Source organism: Paraburkholderia monticola, assembly GCF_001580545.1.
In the GTDB taxonomy this organism is placed as follows: domain Bacteria; phylum Pseudomonadota; class Gammaproteobacteria; order Burkholderiales; family Burkholderiaceae; genus Paraburkholderia; species Paraburkholderia monticola.
In genome coordinates, this window is record NZ_LRBG01000038.1 from 473,490 (window position 1) to 489,553 (window position 16,064).

The window sequence follows — 16,064 nt, forward strand, 5'->3', positions numbered from 1 at the left end:
GGGTCCGTCACTGCCCCCATCCCATGCCTATGAACCCAAGGAGTGAGTCGCCCATGAAAGTACTTGTACCGGTCAAGCGCGTCGCGGACGCGAACGTCCGCGTTCGCGTGAAGGCGGACGGCAGCGCCGTCGATATCGCCAACGTGAAGATGTCGATGAACCCGTTCGACGAAATCAGCGTGGAAGAAGCCGTGCGCATGAAGGAAGCCGGTGCCGTGAGCGAGGTGGTGGCGGTGTCGTGCGGAGTGCCAGCCTGCCAGGAAACGCTGCGCACCGCGCTGGCGATCGGCGCGGACCGCGCGGTGCTGGTCGAGACCGACGCCGAGCTGCAGCCGCTCGCGGTCGCGAAGCTGCTGAAGGCGCTGGTCGAGAAGGAGCAACCGCAACTGGTCGTGCTCGGCAAGCAGGCCATCGACGACGACGCCAATCAGGTCGGTCAGATGCTCGCGGCGCTGCTCAGCTGGCCGCAGGCGACGTTTGCCTCGCAGGTGACGCTCGCAGCGGGCAAGGCCACGGTGACGCGCGAGATCGACGGTGGACTGGAAACGCTCGAAGTCGATCTGCCGGCCGTCATCACCGCCGATCTGCGCCTGAACACGCCGCGCTACGCGACGCTGCCCAACATCATGAAGGCGAAGAAGAAGCCGCTCGAGGTCGTGACGCCGGCCGCGCTCGACGTCGACGTGACGCCGCGGCTCACCACGCTGACGCTCGCGGAACCCGCGAAGCGCGCCGCGGGCGTGCGCGTGGCCGACGCCGCCGAACTGGTCAGCAAGCTGAAAAACGTTGCACAAGTCATTGGATAAGGGGAGACACATGCCGGTACTCGTTATTGCAGAGCACGACAATCAGGCGCTCAAGACGGCCACGCTGAATGCCGTCGCGGCCGCCGCGCAACTCGGCGGCGAAATTCATGTGCTCGTCGCCGGATCGCAATGCGCGACGGTGTGCGAGCAGGCGGCTCAGGTCGCGGGCGTCGCGCGCGTACTCGCCGTCGACGCCCCGCACTACGCTCATGCGTTGGCCGAAAACCTCGCCGCGCTGATCGTGAAGGTGGGCGGCCCCTACAGCCACATCGTCGCGCCGGCCACCACGACCGCGAAGAACGTGATGCCGCGCGTGGCCGCGTTGCTCGACGTCGCGCAGATCTCCGACATCGTCGCGGTCCAGTCCGCCGATACGTTCGTGCGCCCCATCTATGCGGGCAACGTGCTTGCGACCGTGCGCAGCGCGGATGCCGTCAAGGTCGTCACCGTTCGCACGACGGCTTTCGCGGCGGCCGCGCCGCAAGGCGCGTCGGCCGCGATCGAAGCGCTCGAAGCCGCCGCCGAAGTGCGGGGCGCGCGCTTCGTGAGCCAGCAACTGACGCGCTCGGAGCGCCCGGATCTGACCTCCGCGCAGCGCGTGATCTCGGGCGGCCGGGGGATGGGCTCCGCGGAGAACTTCGCCTTGCTCGATGAACTCGCCGACAAGCTCGGCGCGGCCGTCGGCGCATCGCGCGCGGCCGTGGACGCCGGCTTCGTGCCGAACGACTACCAGGTCGGCCAGACCGGCAAGGTCATCGCGCCGCAGTTGTATATCGCCGTCGGCATTTCGGGGGCGATCCAGCATCTGGCCGGCATGAAGGATTCGAAGGTGATCGTCGCGATCAACAAGGATGAGGAGGCGCCGATTTTCCAGGTCGCCGACTACTGGATCGTCGGTGATCTCTTCAAGGTCTTGCCGGAGCTGTCCGGCGAGCTCGACAAACTGCAGCAGAACTGATTCGGGACGAAACGATGAGCACCTATATTGCACCGCTGCGCGACATGCGCTTCGCGATGACGGAACTGGCGGATCTCGGCGCGCTGGCGTCGTTGCCGGGCTTCGAGGAAGTGTCGCCGGAACTGGCGGAAGCCGTCCTCGAAGAAGCCTCGAAACTCGCGGCGGAAGTGCTGGCGCCGCTGAACAGGACCGGCGACGAAACGGGCGCGCGTCTCGCCGCGGACGGCGTGATCGCCTCCGATGGTTTCGCGCAGGCGTACCACCAATTCGCCGCGGGAGGATGGAACGGCCTGAGCGGCGACCCCGCGTTCGGCGGCCAGGGGCTGCCCGAACTGCTGCAGGCGGCGACCGTGGAGATGTGGAATTCGTCGAACATGGCGTTCGCGTTGTGTCCGCTGTTGACGGCCGGCGCGACCGAGGCTTTGCGCCAGCACGGCTCCGACGAACTGAAGCAACGTTATCTGCCCAAAATGATCGGCGGCGCGTGGACGGCCACGATGAACCTGACCGAGCCGCAAGCCGGCTCGGACCTGGCCGCGGTGCGCACGAAGGCGGTGCCGGAGGGCGATCACTATCGCCTGTCTGGTCAGAAGATCTTCATCACGTGGGGCGACCACGATATGACGGACAACGTCGTCCATCTCGTGCTCGCGCGCACGCCGGACGCGCCGGAAGGCGTGCGCGGCATTTCGCTGTTTCTCGTGCCGAAGTTCCTGCTCAACGCCGACGGTTCGCTGGGCGCGCACAACGACGTCCATTGCGTATCGCTCGAACACAAGCTCGGTATCCATGCGAGTCCGACCTGCGTGATGAGCTTCGGCGACAAGGACGGCGCGATCGGCTACCTCGTCGGCCACGAGAACAAAGGTCTCGCGCATATGTTCACGATGATGAACGAAGCGCGCCAGAAGGTCGGCATTCAGGGGCTCGCGATGGCCGAACGCGCGTACCAGCAAGCTCGCGAGTATGCGAAGGAGCGGGTGCAGGGGCGCGCCGCGGGAAGCCGCTCGGCCGGCGCGGTCGCGATCATTCACCACCCCGACGTGCGGCGCATGTTGCTGACGATGAAGTCGCAGATCGAGGCCATGCGCGCGTTCGCCTATGTGATGGCCGCCGACATGGATCGCTCGCACCGGGACGCGGACGATGCCGCGCGAGCGCGCGCTCAGGCGCGTGTCGACCTGCTGATTCCGGTGCTGAAGGGATGGTGCACCGAGCTTGGCGTCGAGCTTGCGTCGCTCGGTGTGCAGGTGCATGGCGGGATGGGCTATATCGAGGAAACCGGTGCGTGCCAGTTTCTGCGCGACGCGCGAATCGCGACGATCTACGAGGGCACGACAGGCATTCAGGCCGCCGATCTGGTGGGACGCAAGCTCGCGTCGGACGGCGGGGCCGCGCTGTTCGAACTGGTCGCGCAAATGCGCGGCGTCGCGCTCGAACTCGAACGCAGCACGGATGCGCAGCTTGCTTCGATCGGCAGCGCGTTCGCGGCCAGCGTGCAGGCGCTCGAAGACGCGACGCGGTGGCTGCTGCGCGCCTTGACGACCGACGTCGATGCGGCGCTGGCCAGCTCGGTCGAATACCTGATGATGCTGGGCTACGTCTGCGGCGGTTGGCAGATGGCGCGTGCGGCGCTCGTCGCGGCCCGAAAACTTGCCGCCGACGAAGATCCGGAATTTCACCGGACCAAGCTCGCCACTGCGCGGTTCTACACGGAAAAGATTCTGCCGAAAGCGCACGCATTCAAAGAGACGATTCTGCACGGCGCTTCCGGGGCCTTCGATATCTCGAACGAGCAGTTCTGAGGCGATTCCGTCGGAGCATATCCGGAATGAAAGGCCGAAGCACCAGGCCATTCATTCCGGAGAACGAATGAATAATGGAAGGAGAGCATGAAACCAAAAAGGAAGCTGAGATCGAAACGCAAACGGGTCGCCTGTCTCGCGTTGATCCCCGGCTTGATGTGTGGCGGCGCGATGGCACAGAGCGCGGGCAGCTTGATCACGACGGTCGGCGGCACATGGATGGACTTCGGCGGGTCGTCGGCAACGGCGTTGCAGAGTAGTTCGGCGGTGGGCACGTTTACGTCGCCGGGAACCGGTGGTCAGATTCACAATACGTTCACCGCCGAACTCGCGTTCACGTATTTCGTCACGGACCATATCGCGCTGGACCTGGCGACGGGTGTGCCGCCCGAGCTCAAACTCTACGCGCAGGGGACGGCGGCGCCGTTCGGTCCGCACGGCCCGACGCTCGACTTCGGCAAGCTGCAACCGCTCGCGACGACCCGGTCCTGGCCACCCATTCTGTTCTTCAAGTACTACTTCGGCGAGCCGCAGACGCGCTTGCGTCCGTTCCTCGGTGTGGGCGTCAATTACACGTGGTATTCGCACAGCGAGCTGAATTCGAGTTTCAGCAGCGCATTGCAGCAGGTCGCGGGACCCGGCGGTCAGGCCAGGGTGGAGCTGAGCTCCTCATGGAATCCCGCCTTCAATGCCGGTGCGTCCTACAACATCAGCAAGAACTGGTACGCCAACGTGTCGGTGACCTATCTGCCGCTGAAGACCAATGCGACGGTCTCGGCCATTGCGGCCAACGGCCAGCCCGTGCTGACCAACAAGACGCATATCACCGCGAATCCGTGGATCACGTTCGTCGGGGTGGGGTACCGGTTCTAGCATTTGCGCGGTGCCGGGGCTTCAGACCGCGTTGCGCGGTGTCACGGTATCGACCGCGACGGCCTGTGCCGCGGCCCGCAACTCGGCCAGCAGCGCTTCACCCGACCACGCAGGCCGCACGTCGGCCCGCTCGGCTTGCCGGACCAGCTCACAGAGTCGCGCGTTGACGGGCGCGGTTTGTCCGAGGCGCTCGGCGAGGCGCACGACCTCGCCATTGATCCAGTCGATTTCCGTGGCGCGGCCCGCTGCCAGATCGTCGGACATCGACGAGCGCGCGAGCGGATCGATCGTCAGCATCGCGCGGCCGAGCCGTTCGAACCACGCATCGGGTACGCCGAGCACGTGGGGTATCCATGGGGTCGGCAGCGGCGTCACTCTGGCCGGCCGGATCGCGGCCCGCTTCAGCAGCGCGAGCGCTTCCTTTTGCGCCAGGGCGAGGCAGAGACGGTACGCGTGTTGCGACAGCTCCTCCTTCAAAGGCCGGCTCGCCAGCGCGTTGATGGCGTTGTTCAGGTTCAGCAACAGCTTGGCCCACTGCACCGACACCATGTCCTTGTGCTGGATCAGCGGCAGCCCCGCGCGCCTGAACGCGTCGACGAACGGCTGCATGGCCGGCGTCAGCCGGATCTCGAGGTCGCCCGCCGAACCCTGGTGAAAGGCGCCGGGACCACGTTCGACCACGTTGAACGGCACCATCCCTTCCAGCACCGTGTGCCGAGGCAGTGCGGCACGCAGGACGTCCGCATTGCCGACACCGTTCTGGAAACTCACGACGACCGCGCCGGGGCGCAGCACACTCGCCAGTTCCGCGCCGGCCGTCGCCGTCGCGGCGGATTTGACCGTGACCAGCACGAGGTCGGCGTCGGCCGCGGCGGAGGCGTCGGTCGACACGACGGCCCGTTCGGCAGGCACATGCCAGCGGCTATCGTCGTGCCGCGACAGCGTGATGCCGTGGCTGCGCAACTGCCCGGCAATCCGCGCACGCCCGATGAATCGCACGTCGCTGCCGCCCGCCAGCAGTCGTCCGCCGACGTAGCAGCCAATCGAACCGGCGCCATAGATATAGATCTTTGCCATACGGATTCTCACCTCGCTTACCGATTGCAGCCGCGTTGCGTCGCCTCGGCAACGCGGTCCTTGATGCTTTGCGTGACCGCCGGGCCGTTAGTCGGCAAAGCCAGGGTTGCGGCGATCGAGCCGGCGCAGCAGGCCGGGCCACACGAGCGCGCCTGGCGTGGCGCCCCGCGTCGCGACCTTGATCTGCTCCTTGATGTTGTCGAGAATCGGCTGCGCGATAGGGATGAGCTTGCCGCCGCCTGCCTGCGCGCGCACCTGGATCATGCAGGCCGCCTCGAAGAAGTACATGGCGACGAACGCGTCCGCCGGCGTTTTGCCGACCGTCAGCAGGCCATGGTTGCGCAGCATCAGATTGGTGTTGTGTCCGAGGTCCTGAACGAGACGCGGCTTTTCGGCTTCGTTGAGCGCGATGCCCTCGTAGTCGTGATAGCCGAGCGAGGCGAGCACCCCGAGCGATTGCTGCGAGAGCGGCAACAAGCCTTCCTGCTGAGCCGACACGGCCACACCGTTGACCGAGTGCGTGTGCATCACGCAAAGCGCGTCTTCGCGCGCCGCATGAATCGCGCTATGGATCGTGAAACCAGCCGGATTGACGTCATACGGCGACTCGCTGACCTTGCGGCCGTCGAGATCGATCTTGACCAGCGAAGACGCGGTGATCTCGTCGAACATCATGCCGTACGGGTTGATCAGAAAGTGATGCTCGGGGCCCGGCACGCGCGCCGAGATGTGGGTGAACACCAGATCGTCCCACCCGAACAGCGCGGTGAGACGGTAGGCGGCCGCGAGATTGACGCGCGCCTCCCATTCGGCCGGCGAAACGTCGTTCTTCAGACTGATTGCGGATGAGCTCACGTCGGTACTCCTTGTTTGAGGATGCGAGTCCCTATGATGAGCGCGAAGCCGCCTAAAATCTGTCAGATACACGACAGGTCGATATGCCAATGGAATCCAGCCTGCAGCGCTACCGCTCGCAACTCGAAACGACGCCGTGGTTCCGGAGTTTGCCCGTCGAGTTGCGCGACGACCTGGTCAGTCGCGCTGTGTTGCTTACGATCGAGAAAGGTCAGGCGCTGTATCGGCGCGGCGACCGCTTCGATGGTCTGTATGCGGTGCTGGGCGGCACGCTCGCCTTCGGTTCGGTCGGCCTGGACGGCAAAGAGGCCTTGCTCGCGGAGCTCGGACCGACCGCGTGGATCGGCGAAATCTCGCTGTTCGACGGGCTGCCGCGTCCGAACGATGCGACCGCCGTCAGCCGAACGCTGTTGTTGCACGTGCCCGAAGCCGCGCTACGGGATCTGCTCGAAGCCACGCCGGCCTATTGGCGCGAGTTCGCGTTGTTGATGGCGCATCGACTGCGGGTGTCGTTCGAGAACACCGAGGCGATCACGCTATTGCCCGCGGCGCAGCGTGTGGCGAACCGCTTGCTGGTGATCGCCGGCGGATATGGCGGTCTGAATGCGCCGCAGACGAGGATCCGCGTCTCGCAGGACAGCCTGGCTTCGATGGTGTCGCTGTCGCGGCAGACCACCAATCAGTTGCTCAGGAGTCTCGAGAGTCAAGGCATCGTGAGCCTGAAATTCGGGGAAATCGTCATTCTCGATTTCGACCGGCTGCGGGCGGCCAGTCTCGGCGAGCCGGATTCGACCCGTTAGAGCGCGCGCAAATCGTCCGGCGTATCGACGTCGCGCAAGATGCCCGGGTCGTCGACGTCGATGCGCGTCACCGCTTGCGACATCAGCAGCGCTTTGGCGCCGGTGTCGCCGTCGAGCGCGAGCAACGCGTCGCGATGCTCGATGCCGAAGCCGACCGGATGGCCGCGCTGGCCGTCGTAGAACGGCGCGACGAGCGGCGCGCCGTTGTCGAGCGCGCGGGCGACCGCTTCGATGCTGGGAAGGGCGATGCGCGGCATGTCGGCGAGCGCGACGATCCAGCCGTCGGCGTCGTCGCTCGCCGCGATGCCCGCCGCGAGGCTCGCGCCCATGCCGCGCTCGGCGCCCTGCGCGAACACGACATCGCAGCCGGCGTCGTTCAGCACGCGGGCGAGCGCGTCGGAGCCCGGCCGCACCACGGCGAGCACCTTCGTCACGACGCGCAGCAGCCGATGCGCGGCTTCATGCGCGACCGGCGTGCCGTCGGGCATGCGCGCCAGCAGCTTGTTGTGCAGCCCGTGCGGGTCGAAGCGCGAGCCGAAGCCGGCAGCGAGCAACACGCCAGTGGCGGCCGAGGCGTAGGCCATCGGTGGATACCGGTAATCACGAATGCCCTCGATTGTGCGATGCAACGCGGTGCGAGGCAAGCGGCAATGCGGGCCGCCCGCCGCGCGGCGACCCGTGCCATCCGCCGCTCACCGTCGCCCGTTCAGGTGCGCACCACCTTGTCCAGCGTGATCGGCAGGTCGCGCACTCGCACGCCGGTCGCGTGATACACCGCATTCGCGATCGCCGCCGCCACGGCCGTGATGCCGATCTCGCCGACACCGCGCACGCCGAGCGAGTTGATATACGGATCGGGGCGGTCGAGGAACGTGATGTCGAGCGTGCCGATATCGGCGTTCACCGGCACGTGATACTCGGCGAGGTTCGCGTTCGTGAAGCGCCCGTAGCGCGTATCGAGCGTGCTTTCCTCCTGCAGCGCCGCGCCGATGCCCCACACGATGCCGCCCAGCATCTGGCTGCGCGCGGTCTTGTGGTTCAGCACGCGGCCGACGTCGTACACCGCGACCACGCGCGGCACGCGGATCGTGCCGAGTTCGGCATCGACGTGGACTTCGACGAATACCGCGCCGAACGAGTGGAACGAGTACTTCTGCTTCTCGTCGCCGGGCTTCGCGGTCGCGCTCGCCTCGATCATCTTGCCGCCCGAGCGCGCGATGATCGCCGCGGCCGGATCGCGTTTGGCGGGTTGCGAGCGGCTCACGACCCAGCCGCCCTCGACGGTGACGTCGTCGAGCGGCAGGCCATGCACGGGCGAGGCCGCGTCGGCGAGCGCCAGCGCAATCAGCTGGCTGCGCGCCTGGCTCGCCGCGTCGCGCACCGCGGGCGACACGCTCGCCGCCGACTGCGAGCCGCCCGAGACCGGCGCGCGCGGCAGCGTCGAATCGCCGAGCGCGAAGCGGATCTGCTCGGGCGTGAAGCCGAGCGCATCGGCGGCGACCTGGGTCATCACGGTGTAGGTGCCGGTGCCGAGATCCTGCGTGCCCGATGCGACCACCGCGGTGCCATCGGGAAGAATCTGCGCCAGCGCCGACGCCTCGCTGCGATTGGCCGGATAGGTTGCGGTCGCCATGCCGTAGCCGATCAGCGTGTCGCCTTCGCGCATCGAACGCGGCGCATGCGCACGACGCGACCAGCCGAACTTCTCGGCGCCGATCTGGTAGCACTCGCGCAGCGACTTGCCCGACCACGGCTTGAGCTCCTGCGGATCGCTGTCCGCGTAGTTCTTCAGGCGCAGCGCGAGCGGGTCCATCTTCAGCGCTACGGCGAGTTCGTCCATCGCCGATTCGAGCGCGAACGAGCCGGTGGTTTCACCGGGCGCGCGCATGAAGGTCGGCGTGCCGACATTCAGTTGCACGAGGCGGTGCGTCGTCACCTGGTTGGGCACCGCGTACAGCATGCGCGTGACCATGCAGCAGGTCTCGGTCCAATCTTCGATCATCGATGTGTTCGAGAAGCTGTCGTGACGCATCGCGGTCAGCGTACCGTCGCGCCGCGCGGCGATCACGAAGTGCTGCTCGGTGCGCGGCCGAGCGCCGACCGGGCCGAACATCTGCGGACGTTCGAGCGCGAGCCGCACCGGCCGCCCGGTTTGCCGCGCGGCCATCGCGCACAGCGACACGTGCGACCACGACGAGCCCTTGCAGCCGAAACCGCCGCCGATCAGCGGCGAGATCACGCGCACGTCGGTGGCCGGGATGCCGAACGTCTTCGCGAGCACCTGGGCGGCGCCGCTCACGCCCTGGGTCGAGTCGTAGACCGTCAGTTGCGGGCCGTCCCAGTGCGCCATCGTCGCGTGCGGCTCCATCGGGTTGTGATGCTCGATCGGCGTGGTGTAGGTCGCGTCGATATGCACCTCGCCGCTTTGCATGCCGTCCTCGAAGCTGCCGCGCTGGGTGTCGGTCTGGCGGCCCTGCGGCTTGTCCGGCGCGTGCGCGTGCGCCTTCGCCTGCGCGAAGTCGAGTGCCGCGGTGCCCGGCTGATAGACGATGCGCAACTGGCGCGCGGCATCGGCCGCATGTTCGAGCGTATCGGCGACGACCACCGCGACCGGCTCGTTGCTGTAATGCACCGCGTTGTCCTGCAGCAGCGACAGGTGCCTGCCCGCCGGCGGCGCGAGTGGGGGCTTGCCGCCGTTCGGCAGGCGTGGCGCGTTCTGGTAGGTCATCACGAGCAGCACGCCCGGTAGCGACTCGGCGCGGCTCGCATCGATCGACGCGATCGTGCCGGCTGCGATCGTGCTCGTCACGAGCACGGCATGCGCGAGTCGCGCCTCGGGGAATTCGGCTGCATAACGGGCGTCGCCGGTCACCTTCAACAGACCGTCGACGCGATCGAGCGGTTGTCCGATCAGATTCATGCGACACCTCCCGCGTGACCGGCGGCCTGATTGACCGCGCGCACGATCGCGCGTTGCGCGAGCTGGACCTTGAACGCGTTGTCGTGGCGCGGCTGCGCGCCGCTCAACGCGGCCGCGGCGGCGTTCTTCAGCGTGGCCTGGCTGAGCGGCTGGCCGCTCAGCATCTGCTCGGCCGCGTTCGCGCGCCATGGTTTGTGCGCGACGCCGCCGAGCGCGATGCGCGCACTCTGCACGCGCTCGCCGTCCATCTGCAGCGCGGCCGCGACCGATACCAGCGCAAACGCGTAGCTGGCGCGGTCACGCACCTTCAGATAGTGCGAATGCGCGCTGAAAAGCGGCGGCGGCAGATCGACGGCGGTGATCAGCTCGCCCGGCTGCAAGGTCGTGTCGACGTCGGGCCGGTCGCCCGGTAGACGGTGGAAATCGGCGATGGCGATCGTGCGCTCGCCGTTCGGGCCGCTCACGCGCACCAGCGCATCGAGCGCGGCGAGCGCCACGCTCATGTCCGACGGATTGACCGCGATGCATTGCGGGCTCGCACCGAGGATCGCGTGCATGCGGTTGTGGCCGTCGAGCGCCGCGCAGCCGCTGCCGGGCACGCGCTTGTTGCATTGCGTGAACGCGGTGTCGTAGAAGTAGCCGCAGCGCGTGCGTTGCAGCAGATTGCCGCCGACCGTCGCCATGTTGCGCAACTGCGCGGACGCGCCCGCGAGCAGCGCCTGCGACAGCAGCGGGTACTGCTCGCGCACCAGCGCATGATTGGCCGCGTCGCTGTTGCGCACCAGCGCGCCGATGCGGATGCCGCCGCCGGGCAGCGTCGTGACCGAGTCGAGGCCGCCGATGTGCGTGATATCGATCAGCCGCACCGGCCGTGCGACGCCGCCTTTCATCAGATCGAGCAGATTCGTGCCGCCGCCGATAAATACCGCGCCCGGCTGCTGCGCGGCGCGCACCGCGCCGGCGACGTCGCTCGCGCGTTCGTAGGAGATCGCATCCATGTCGGTCTCCCTCAGGCGTTGTCGTGCGCGGCGCGCACCGCGGCGACGATGTTCGCGTAGGCGCCGCAGCGGCAGATGTTGCCGCTCATGCGCTCGCGGATTTCATCGTCGGTGAGGGCGGCAGGACGCGCGCGCACGTCGGCGGTCACGGTGCTCGCCGCGCCGTTGCGGAACTCGTTGAGAAGAGCGGTCGCCGAGCACAACTGCCCGGGCGTACAGTAGCCGCACTGGAACGCATCGTGTTCGATGAACGCGCTCTGCAGCGGACTCAACGCGCCGTTGCTCGCGAGACCCTCGACCGTCGTGATGGTCTCGCCTTCGTGCATGACCGCGAGCGTCAGACACGAGTTGATGCGGCGGCCGTCGACGAGCACCGTGCAAGCGCCGCATTGCCCGCGGTCGCAGCCTTTCTTCGTGCCCATCAGTCCCGCGTATTCGCGCAACGCGTCGAGCAGCGTCACGCGCGGTTCGAGTTGCAGCGTGTAGGCGCGGCCGTTGACGGTCAACGTGACGGGGCGCGGCGGTACGACGGGGTTGCTTTGCGGCGGCGGTGAAGCTGGGGTCTGCGGCTGGGTTTGCGCGTGCAGATGGGGCACCGCACCGATCGTCGCCGCAGCCGCCGCCGATTGCAGGAAGCGGCGGCGCGCCGGTTGTAAAGGCGTTGCGGTGGGCTCAGCGGTGGACTCTGAAGCGGCGGCGTCCCCGGAATCCTGACATTCTGTATGCGTGGTCATGACGATCTGTTGACTCCAGTGAAAGGTCAATGCAGGCTGACGACGCGTCGATGCCCAACGCATCGCGTTGACACAAAACCATTGCGCAGCAATTTCAATGCCGTTGCAGGTTCAACGTTATTAAAAACTCGCTGCAAGCGCAAAGCCATTCTGCGCAATAACGGCAATCTAATATGCGCAATGAACGCCGGGCGCGAGCCTGGCGGGACGGGTATGGGCACTGCTACCGCCGTTGATGGCCAAGGCTTGCACACCGATCGGAGAGCTCATGCAATTCGACTACAGGCACTTCCATATCGATTGCCGCGCGCGTCACGCGGAAGAGGGCGTCTATTACGCGCGCGCGAAGATCACGCGCGCGCCACGGCGCAACGAGGCTTTCCTGTCGCACGATTCGGGCGATATCGACAGCTTCGAGAACGAAGCCGATGCGATCTGCTGCGCGCGTTCGTGGGCGATCGAATGGTGCGACGTCGCGGCGCAATAGACGAGGGAGCCCGATCATGGCGAAGCTGCGCATTGCGACGTTCAACATCAACGGGATCCGCTCGCGTCAGGCGGCGCTCCTGCAATGGCTCGAACGCGAGGCGCCGGACGTCGTCTGCCTGCAGGAACTGAAGGCGGTGGACAGCGCGTTTCCGGTCGATGCTTTGCGCGAGGCCGGTTATGGCGCCGTGTGGCAAGGCCAGAGCGCGTGGAACGGCGTGGCGATTCTCGCGAAGGGCGATACGCCGCTGGAACGGCGGCGCGGCGTGCCCGGTTTCGAAGACGACACGCACAGTCGCTATATCGAGGCCGCGGTCGGCGGCGTGCTGATTGCGTGTCTGTATCTGCCGAACGGCAATCCGCAGCCCGGTCCCAAGTTCGACTACAAGCTCGCGTGGTTCGATCATCTGATCGCGCACGCGGCGCACCTCTACAAGAGCGGCCACCCGGTCGTGCTCGCGGGCGACTTCAACGTCGTGCCGACCGACGCAGATATCTACAACCCGCGCTCATGGCTAAAGGACGCGCTGCTGCAGCCGGAGAGCCGCGAGCGTTATCGCAAGCTGCTCGCGCAAGGCTGGACCGACGCGCTGCGCACGCATTTCGGCGACGAGCGCGTCTACACGTTCTGGGATTATTTTCGCCGCCATTGGGATACGAATTCGGGCCTGCGCATCGATCATCTGCTGCTGAGCGCCGATCTCGCGCCGCGTCTGCGCGACGCCGGTGTGGACCGCTGGGTGCGGGGCGAGCCGCATGCGAGCGACCACGCGCCGACGTGGATCGAACTGGACATGGGCGCGGCCCGCAAAAAGAAGAGTGGCTAACAAGGCAGCGGGCGATCCGCTTTGCGTCGGGTCGCCCGCTTTGCGCATCGATTCTGCGCTGGGGATCGGCGCCTTCGAACGGCGCCATGTGTTGATTAGTCGTAGTCGCGAGCGCCGCGCGACCACAGCGCGCCCATCACGAACCCGGCGAGGGCGACGACGGCCAGCGTCGTGAATGGGTTTTCGGCCGTGGCGTCGCGCACGAGGCTCGTCGTATTCGCGCACAGCTGCTGCGCCTTGCCACTCAACTCGCGCGCCTTGCCTGCCATTTGCTCGCTGGTGTCGCCTAGTGCTTCGCCGACCGCGCTTTGCACCTTGCCTGCGACTTCCTTTACCTTGCCTTCCGCTGAATTCGTATCCATCTGCATCGCTCCTGTTGTCATATTTACGTGCGAGCGCGCTGCGATTGCAACGCGTTCGCACAAGGGCGTCACGCAAGCCGCGCCGGTGCGGCGTCAGCCCGCGTCAGTGAGCAAGGGGCGCAAGAAGTGCGCCCGCCTGCCGAGCGCTGAGCTTGCGACCCCAACAGAACGCGCCGCAAGCTCAGCGTCGTCGCCGGAAATTGATCCCCACGAAGATGGCCAGCAGCATCACGAAACCGCCGAACAGCAGCGCGGAATTGACGAGCACCTGGCGCAGCCCGAGCGTTTCGACGTCGATGAACGGATACGGATAAAAGTCCGACAGGCTGCCGCGCCAGAACGTGATGCCGAGGTAGGCGAGCGGGTAGACGAGCCACAGCAGACCGTGGCGCAAGCGCAGATGAAAGCGCGGCACGAACAGCACCCAGTAGAGCGCGGCGAGCATCGGCAGCACGCTGTGCAGCGACTCGTTGAGCAGGCGCCGGTAAGGCGACAGCGGCCACAGGCCGCGCAACAGCACGTTGTAGGCGATGCCGACGAACACCATGTACGCGACCACCGCGGTCACGACGGTGGGCTGCCGGAAAAAGCGCACGAGCGGCGAGCGGTGCTTCCACAGCGCGACGCAGGTGAAGCAGAGCGCGCAGGCGAGCACCGTCAGATTGGTCAGGTAGCTGCTCATGCGCGCGAGCGCATCGAATACGGTCAGCCCGCGCGCTAGCGTGCGATCGATCGTCAGATCGGCTTGCGCGAGAATCGCGATCCAAGCGATCAGGGCAATCATCGCCGCCAACGTCAGCGACGACACACTGGGTGTATGCAGCGGCAACTCGGGCTCGCGCTGCGGAATAGAGGTAGAGCGCATGCGCTCGATTCTACGCGCGGCCGTATCGGCTTTCGCGCGCCGGCGAGCCGGCGTTGGGAAAATGCTACGGGGTACTACGCGACCCGGTGGCGGGTTGTGAGGTGGGCTGTACAGCGGGTTGCAATCCAGATGGTCGCCATGATCGTCGACGTTCCGTTCCGACCCGTTATGATGGCGAAAGCAGCTCTCGGTTAAATACGACGCCATGCGCGGCAAGCAGTCTCTGTCATCGCCGGTTCAAGACTCGCAAAACGGAGAAAAGCATGAAAGCCAGCACCATTGCCGAACGGGAAGCGCGCGGCCGCGCCGCGCGTGAGCATTCGAAGCGCTCGAGCCATCGCGCGGTCGGCGAATTGCACCGCGATCCAATCGAACTGCTGAGACAGAGCAGCGCGGAGCGCGTCCAGAATCTGGTGCCGCTGCGCTATGGGCGCATGGCCGTGTCGCCGTTCACGTTCTTTCGAGGCAGCGCGATTCTGCAGGCGCACGATCTGAGCAAGGTGCGCGACTCCGGTCTCAGCATGCCGATCTGCGGCGACGGCCATCTGATGAATTTCGGCGGCTTCGCGACACCCGAGCGGCAACTGGTCTTCGATCTGAACGACTTCGACGAAGTCTCGATCGGGCCCTTCGAATGGGATCTGAAACGGCTGTGCGCGAGCTTCGTCGTGGCCGCCCGCCATATGCGCCTGAGCCGCGGCACCGCCGAGAGCCTCGTGATGACCGCGGTCCGCTCGTATCGCGATCGCATCACGCAATACGCGGAGTTCGGCGCGCTCGACCTGTGGTACGACCGCATCACGTTCGACCGCATGGCCGAGATTGCCTTGACGCCCGAGGGCCGCCGTGCCGTGCGCCGTGGTATGGAGAAGGCCGCGACCCGCACGCACGAAGCCCTGCTCGAAAAAATGGCCTCGTTCGACGGCGGCCGTTGGAAGATCCACGACGCGCCGCCCGCGCTGTTTCACGTGCTCGGTGCGAACACGCTGTTTACGGCTGAGGAAACCGAAACCTACCGGACCGGCAACGTCGACAAGATGGTCCAGCACGTGTGGGACGAGTACCTTAAGACGTTGTCGCACGACCGGCGCGAACTGCTCGATCACTTCACGAGACAGGACATCGTCTTCAAGGTGGTCGGCGTCGGCAGCGTCGGCACGCGTTGTCTCGTCGTGCTGCTCGTCGATCACACGGGCAAGCCGTTGTTCGTCCAGGTGAAGGAGGCGCGGCCGTCGGTCATCGCGCAGTTCTACAAGTCGCCGACGGTCAAGCATCAGGGCGAGCGAGTCGTACAAGGACAGCGCATGCTGCAGGCCGCGAGCGATATTTTCCTTGGCTGGGCGACGGGAACGTTAGGGCGGCACTTCTATTTCCGCCAGCTGCGCGACATGAAACTGTCCGCGAATATCGAGCTGTTCGACAGCGAACTGCTCGACGGCTACGCGCGACTATGCGGCTGGGTCATGGCGCGCGCGCATGCGAAGGCGAGCGGCCAGGCGATCGAGATCAGCTCGTACATCGGCCGCGGCGATCAGTTCGCCGAAGCCTTGAGCGGCTACTCGAGCGCCTACGCGGATCAGGTCGAACGCGACTACGACGTGTTCCTCAAAGCATGCCGCAGCGGCAAGCTCGAAGCACGCACCGACGAGGACATGGCAGCGGATTTCGGCGTGTAGCGTTGCGTGCGCGCGGTGCTAC

At 66.3% G+C, this 16,064-nt stretch carries 16 protein-coding genes; 8 read left to right on the forward strand and 8 right to left on the reverse strand.

The genetic code is table 11. The features are described 5' to 3' along the window. The first annotated feature begins 53 nt into the window (after nt 1-53). The 4 genes from CI15_RS29605 to CI15_RS29620 all read left to right on the forward strand — a co-directional run bounded on the left by CI15_RS29605 (nt 54) and on the right by CI15_RS29620 (nt 4,442). The gene (locus tag CI15_RS29605; protein WP_062135391.1) at nt 54-806 is read left to right on the forward strand and encodes an electron transfer flavoprotein subunit beta/FixA family protein; all 753 of its coding nucleotides are present in this window, start codon (nt 54-56) and stop codon (nt 804-806) included. Nucleotides 807-816: 10 nt separating this feature from the next. Beyond that, nucleotides 817-1,764, forward strand: coding sequence for an electron transfer flavoprotein subunit alpha/FixB family protein (locus tag CI15_RS29610; protein ID WP_062135396.1), 948 nt, complete (start codon nt 817-819; stop codon nt 1,762-1,764). Between the two features lie 14 nt (nt 1,765-1,778). Continuing rightward, the gene (locus CI15_RS29615) at nt 1,779-3,569 is read left to right on the forward strand and encodes an acyl-CoA dehydrogenase C-terminal domain-containing protein (protein WP_062135399.1); all 1,791 of its coding nucleotides are present in this window, start codon (nt 1,779-1,781) and stop codon (nt 3,567-3,569) included. Between the two features lie 87 nt (nt 3,570-3,656). Beyond that, nucleotides 3,657-4,442 (forward strand): OmpW/AlkL family protein, encoded by a 786-nt coding sequence (locus CI15_RS29620; protein WP_062135402.1) that lies wholly within the window; start codon nt 3,657-3,659, stop codon nt 4,440-4,442. Nucleotides 4,443-4,463: 21 nt separating this feature from the next. On the opposite strand, the gene CI15_RS29625 is transcribed toward CI15_RS29620, so the two are convergent. Both CI15_RS29625 and CI15_RS29630 read right to left on the reverse strand, forming a co-directional pair. Next, entirely contained in the window at nt 4,464-5,519 is a 1,056-nt protein-coding gene (locus CI15_RS29625) for a 2-dehydropantoate 2-reductase (RefSeq protein WP_062135405.1), read from the reverse strand. 87 nt (nt 5,520-5,606) lie between these two features. Next, complete coding sequence (locus tag CI15_RS29630) at nt 5,607-6,374, reverse strand: class II aldolase/adducin family protein (protein ID WP_062135408.1); 768 nt, start codon at nt 6,372-6,374, stop codon at nt 5,607-5,609. Nucleotides 6,375-6,463: 89 nt separating this feature from the next. Here CI15_RS29630 and CI15_RS29635 point away from each other — a divergent pair, with 89 nt between their 5' ends. Then, nucleotides 6,464-7,174 carry a Crp/Fnr family transcriptional regulator gene (locus CI15_RS29635; RefSeq protein ID WP_062135411.1) on the forward strand — a complete coding sequence of 237 codons (711 nt, stop codon included), beginning with the start codon at nt 6,464-6,466 and terminating at the stop codon, nt 7,172-7,174. Here the strand turns inward: CI15_RS29635 and CI15_RS29640 are convergent. From CI15_RS29640 to CI15_RS29655, 4 genes are all read right to left on the reverse strand, one after another. Further along, nucleotides 7,171-7,758, reverse strand: a complete 588-nt coding sequence (locus tag CI15_RS29640) for a nucleotidyltransferase family protein (protein WP_062135414.1) — start codon at nt 7,756-7,758, stop codon at nt 7,171-7,173. The genes CI15_RS29635 and CI15_RS29640 overlap by 4 nt on opposite strands. A gap of 122 nt (nt 7,759-7,880) precedes the next feature. Next, on the reverse strand, nt 7,881-10,094 hold the full coding sequence (locus CI15_RS29645) for a xanthine dehydrogenase family protein molybdopterin-binding subunit (protein WP_062135417.1): 2,214 nt from the start codon (nt 10,092-10,094) through the stop codon (nt 7,881-7,883). Further along, a complete protein-coding gene (locus CI15_RS29650) occupies nt 10,091-11,092 on the reverse strand; it encodes an FAD binding domain-containing protein (protein WP_062135421.1) in 1,002 nt (333 codons plus the stop codon). The genes CI15_RS29645 and CI15_RS29650 overlap by 4 nt, the downstream gene beginning before the upstream one ends. Nucleotides 11,093-11,103: 11 nt before the next feature. After that, nucleotides 11,104-11,826 carry a 2Fe-2S iron-sulfur cluster-binding protein gene (locus tag CI15_RS29655; RefSeq protein WP_062135424.1) on the reverse strand — a complete coding sequence of 241 codons (723 nt, stop codon included), beginning with the start codon at nt 11,824-11,826 and terminating at the stop codon, nt 11,104-11,106. Nucleotides 11,827-12,094: 268 nt separating this feature from the next. Between CI15_RS29655 and CI15_RS29660 the strand changes: the two genes are divergently transcribed. Both CI15_RS29660 and xth read left to right on the forward strand, forming a co-directional pair. Continuing rightward, nucleotides 12,095-12,313, forward strand: coding sequence for a hypothetical protein (locus CI15_RS29660; RefSeq protein ID WP_062135427.1), 219 nt, complete (start codon nt 12,095-12,097; stop codon nt 12,311-12,313). 16 nt (nt 12,314-12,329) lie between these two features. Next, nucleotides 12,330-13,139: an exodeoxyribonuclease III gene (xth, locus tag CI15_RS29665; RefSeq protein WP_062135430.1), complete on the forward strand. Its 810-nt coding sequence runs from the start codon at nt 12,330-12,332 to the stop codon at nt 13,137-13,139. Between the two features lie 95 nt (nt 13,140-13,234). Here the strand turns inward: xth and CI15_RS29670 are convergent, their stop codons facing one another. Both CI15_RS29670 and CI15_RS29675 read right to left on the reverse strand, forming a co-directional pair. Next, nucleotides 13,235-13,501, reverse strand: coding sequence for a CsbD family protein (locus CI15_RS29670; RefSeq protein ID WP_062135433.1), 267 nt, complete (start codon nt 13,499-13,501; stop codon nt 13,235-13,237). A gap of 181 nt (nt 13,502-13,682) precedes the next feature. Beyond that, entirely contained in the window at nt 13,683-14,366 is a 684-nt protein-coding gene (locus CI15_RS29675; RefSeq protein ID WP_062135436.1) for a Pr6Pr family membrane protein, read from the reverse strand. 263 nt (nt 14,367-14,629) lie between these two features. Here CI15_RS29675 and CI15_RS29680 point away from each other — a divergent pair, with 263 nt between their 5' ends. Next, nucleotides 14,630-16,042: a DUF2252 domain-containing protein gene (locus CI15_RS29680; RefSeq protein ID WP_062135441.1), complete on the forward strand. Its 1,413-nt coding sequence runs from the start codon at nt 14,630-14,632 to the stop codon at nt 16,040-16,042. Nucleotides 16,043-16,064 lie beyond the last annotated feature (22 nt).